Genomic DNA, 4,121 nt, shown 5'->3' with positions numbered 1-4,121 from the left:
CCGCCAATGCGTCTTGAGTCGAGCGGCACCCCTCGGGGGCCCCGCCCGGGTCCCCGGCGGGACGCGACTCCCGCGCCCCGCCGGGTCCCCGCGGACCGCCCGAGACAAACCGGCTCCGCGGGTCGGGCCCCGGACCGGTGGGAACACATCGGTGGACGCCGATCACCCGGTCCTCGGGCCGATCCCATGACTGGATCGGATCCCCGGCCGACCTTCAGGTGCATCTGCAGGATGCCGTGATGTGATGCTGTGCAAGCCGGACGGGCACGTGCCGGACGACGGGAACGTGCCGGACGACGCGGTCGCGCCGCCGCCCCGGCTGGTCGTTCGGCGCTCGGACATGCCACCACGCCCGCCGGATCGTTCAGCGCTCGGGCGTACCGCCTCCCCGGGCGGACCGTCTAGCGCTCGGTCACCTTGCCGTCCGCCACTTCCAGCCGGCGGGTCACCCGGACCGCGTCCAGCATGCGGCGGTCGTGGGTGACCAGGAGCAGGGTGCCCTCGTAGGAGTCGAGCGCCGACTCCAGTTGCTCGATCGCGGGCAGGTCGAGGTGGTTCGTCGGCTCGTCCAGGACGAGGAGGTTCACCCCCCGGCCCTGCAGCAACGCCAGGGCCGCGCGGGTGCGTTCACCCGGGGAGAGGGAGGCGGCCGGCCGCAGGACGTGGTCCGCCTTCAGCCCGAACTTGGCCAGCAGGGTGCGGACCTCGACCGGCTCGGTGTCGGGGACGGCCGCGCAGAAGGCGTCGAGCAGCGCCTCGGTGCCGTGGAACAGCTTGCGGGCCTGGTCGACCTCGCCGACCAGGACGCCGGAGCCGAGGGCGGCGTGTCCGGCGTCGAGCTGGATACGGCCGAGCAGCGCGCCGAGCAGGGTGGACTTGCCGGCGCCGTTGGCTCCGGTCACCGCGACCCGGTCGGCCCAGTCGATCTGCAGGCCGACCGGTCCGAGGGTGAAGTCGCCGCGCCGGATCTCGGCATCGCGCAGGGTCGCGACCACGGCACCGGAGCGCGGGGCGGCCGCGATCTCCATGCGCAGCTCCCACTCCTTGCGCGGCTCCTCGACCACCTCGAGGCGCTCGATCATGCGCTGCGTCTGCCGGGCCTTGGCGGCCTGCTTCTCGCTGGCCTCGCTGCGGAACTTGCGGCCGATCTTGTCGTTGTCGCTGCCGGCCTTGCGCCGGGCGTTCTTCACGCCCTTGTCCATCCAGGACCGCTGCATGCGGCCCCGCTCCTCCAGGGAGCTCTTCTTCCCCTCGTACTCCTCGTAGTCCTCGCGGGCGTGCCGGCGGGCGACATCGCGCTCCTCCAGGTAGGCCTCGTAGCCGCCGCCGTAGAGGTTGATCTGCCGCTGCGCCAGATCGAGTTCGAGGACCTTGGTGACCGTACGGGTCAGGAACTCGCGGTCGTGGCTGACGACGACCGTGCCCGCGCGCAGGCCGGTGACGAAGCGTTCCAGGCGCTCCAGGCCGTCCAGGTCCAGGTCGTTGGTGGGTTCGTCCAGGAGGAAGACGTCGTAGCGGGACAGGAGGAGGGAGGCGAGGCCGGCCCGGGCCGCCTGGCCGCCGGAGAGGGAGGTCATCGGCTGGTCCAGGTCCACGGCCAGGCCGAGGGAGTCGGCGACCTCCTCCGCACGCTCCTCCAGGTCGGCGCCGCCCAGGTTCAGCCAGCGCTCCAGGCTCACGGCGTAGGCGTCGTCGGCCCCGGGCGCGCCGTCGACCAGCGCCTGCGTGGCCTCGTCCATCACGCGCTGTGCCTCGGTGACGCCGGTGCGGCGGGCCAGGAACGCCCGGACGGTCTCCCCCGGCCTGCGCTCGGGCTCCTGCGGCAGATGGCCGACGGTCGCGGCCGGCGGGGACAGGCGCAGCTCGCCCTCGTCGGGCGGGGTCAGCCCGGCGAGCAGGCGCAGCAGCGTGGACTTGCCCGCGCCGTTGGCGCCGACCAGCCCGATCACGTCGCCGGGCGCGACGACGAGGTCGAGTCCGGTGAACAGGGAGCGGTCGCCGTGGCCGGCGGCGAGGTTCTTGGCGACGAGGGTGGCAGTCATCAGGACGCCGATCCTAATGCTCCTCGCACCCGGTGCTCAGTCGGGTTTGCCTCGACGCACCGGCTCCACCAGCACGCTCCCGGAGGTCCGGGCCACGACGAACGCCTCCCCCTTGACCGCCTTCGGGTCCAGGGGGATGCGGTGCCGGCCGGGTTCCAGGGTGCCGTCGAAGACCTGCCTGGTGTGGGTGCGGTAGAGCCGGTCCAGGCGGTACGCGGTGACCTGTACCCGGCACGGGGAGGTCACCTCGATGTCCGCCTCGCCGTCGGCGGCCACCAGCTCGGTCAGCCGGCGCTGCCCGAGCGGGCTGCGGTCCAGGGCGTGCTCGATCTGGGCGACGAGCAGGGGCACTATGGGGGCCAGGCCGTCCACGTGGGCGACCTCGACCCCGGCTCGCTCGAACGCCTCTCTCACGGCGGCCCGTTCGGCCTCGCCGACGGCCCGTCCGAAGGCGACGGCGCCGTAGCCGCGCAGTTCCTCGGCGGAGACGCCCCGGGCGTCCTGGGTGATGTCGGCGCCTATGCCGATGGTGCGCAGCGCGGCGGCCAGCCTGGCGAGGACGGCGACGCGGGCGCCGATCAGGAGCACCCGGCGGCGGGGTGCCTGCGGGCCCTCGGTGTCCTCGATCAGGGCGGCCAGGGCGGTGCGGTAGTCGGGGCCGTGGAAGCGGAACGGGCCTATGCCGTGGTAGCCGTTGCGTTCCAGGTCGGCGTGTTCGTCGGTCTGCCAGGCGAAGTCCCGCCAGATGTAGTCGTCGCCGTCCTGCTCGATGACGGCGGTGACCGCTCCGCAGGCCAGATCCGCGCACTCGGGGCAGCCGTAGATCACGAACCGGCCGTCCGGGAGCGGCGGCCGCGCCTGGAGGAGCAGGCTGCGCACCTGTGCGGTGAAGATGGCGGGCGGGATGTCGGAGGCGAGCGGGGAGACCGCGTCCAGGTCGGAGAGCTGGAACAGCAGGGGGCGGCCGTCCACGATGAAGTCCACGAAGTCGCGGTGGACCTGGTAGCCGCCGTCGGCGAGGACACCGCCGGCGCGGGTCGCCGGTGCCAGGCCGAAGGTCGCGTATGCGGCAGACATGCTGTGAGTATCCCCACATCGGGACGGATGTGAGCGCGGCATGACATATTCGGTTAGCGTCCTGGCGTGAAGCATGGGTCGGCAGACGCGGTGATCGTGGTCGGTGGCGGTGTCGTCGGGCTGACGACGGCCGTCGTCCTGGCCGAGTCCGGGCGCCGGGTGCAGGTGTGGGCGCGGGAGCCCGCCGAACACACGACCTCGGCGGTCGCCGGCGGGCTGTGGTGGCCCTACCGGATCGAGCCCGAGCCGCTCGTCGGTGCGTGGGCGCTGGAATCGCTCGGGGTGTACGAGGAGTTGGCGGCCCGTCCGCAGGAGTCGGGCGTACGCCTGGTCGAGGGTGTACACCAGGGGGCGCGGCTGGACGAGCTGGGCGCGTGGGCGGGCCGGGTCGCGGGGCTGCGGGAGGTGGCCGCAGGACTGGCGGCGCGACTGCCGGTGATCGACATGCCGGTCCATCTGGCGTGGCTGCGGGAGCGGTTCACGCGGGCGGGCGGCACGGTCGAGGAGCGCGAGGTGACGGATCTGGCCGCCGTGCCGGCCGCTGTCGTGGTCAACTGCACGGGGCTGGGGGCGCGTTCGCTGGTACCCGATCCGGCGGTGCATGCGGTGCGTGGGCAGCTGGTCGTGGTGGAGAATCCGGGGATCACCTCGTGGTTCACGTCCGTCGGTCACTCCCACACAACCTCCACCTACTTCATCCCGCAGCCGGGCCGCCTGCTGCTGGGCGGGACGGCCCAGGAGGACGTCTGGTCCCTGGAGCCGGATCCCGCCACGGCCGCGGCGATCGTCGCGCGGTGCGCGGCCGTCCGGCCGGAGATCGCCGGGGCACGGGTGCTGGGGCACCGGGTGGGGCTCAGGCCCGCCCGTCGCGCCGTCCGGCTGGAACGGGAGTCCCTGCCGGACGGGCGGCTGCTGGTGCACAACTACGGGCACGGCGGAGCCGGGATCACGGTGGCCTGGGGCTGTGCCCGTGAGGCGGCCGGGCTGACCCGCCCGGCCGCC

At 73.5% G+C, this 4,121-nt stretch carries 3 protein-coding genes; 1 reads left to right on the top strand and 2 read right to left on the bottom strand.

Annotated elements, in window-relative coordinates; genetic code table 11:
- Window positions 1-401 precede the first annotated feature (401 nt).
- Window positions 402-2,042, bottom strand: a complete 1,641-nt coding sequence (locus AB0H32_RS47110; protein WP_361135528.1) for an ABC-F family ATP-binding cassette domain-containing protein — start codon at window positions 2,040-2,042, stop codon at window positions 402-404.
- Between the two features lie 36 nt (window positions 2,043-2,078).
- Window positions 2,079-3,119, bottom strand: a complete 1,041-nt coding sequence (locus tag AB0H32_RS47105) for an oxidoreductase (RefSeq protein ID WP_361135525.1) — start codon at window positions 3,117-3,119, stop codon at window positions 2,079-2,081.
- A 90-nt stretch (window positions 3,120-3,209) separates the two neighbouring features.
- On the opposite strand from AB0H32_RS47105, the gene AB0H32_RS47100 reads away from it, so the two are divergent.
- On the top strand, window positions 3,210-4,121 hold a 912-nt coding region (locus tag AB0H32_RS47100; protein ID WP_361135531.1), incomplete at its 3' end, for an FAD-dependent oxidoreductase.

The sequence above is a fragment of the Streptomyces sp. NPDC020362 genome (genome assembly GCF_040642095.1).
Taxonomy (GTDB): Bacteria; Actinomycetota; Actinomycetes; order Streptomycetales; family Streptomycetaceae; genus Streptomyces.
The sequence above is the reverse complement of the archived record's forward strand: the minus strand, read 5'-3'. Positions and strand labels throughout refer to the sequence as shown.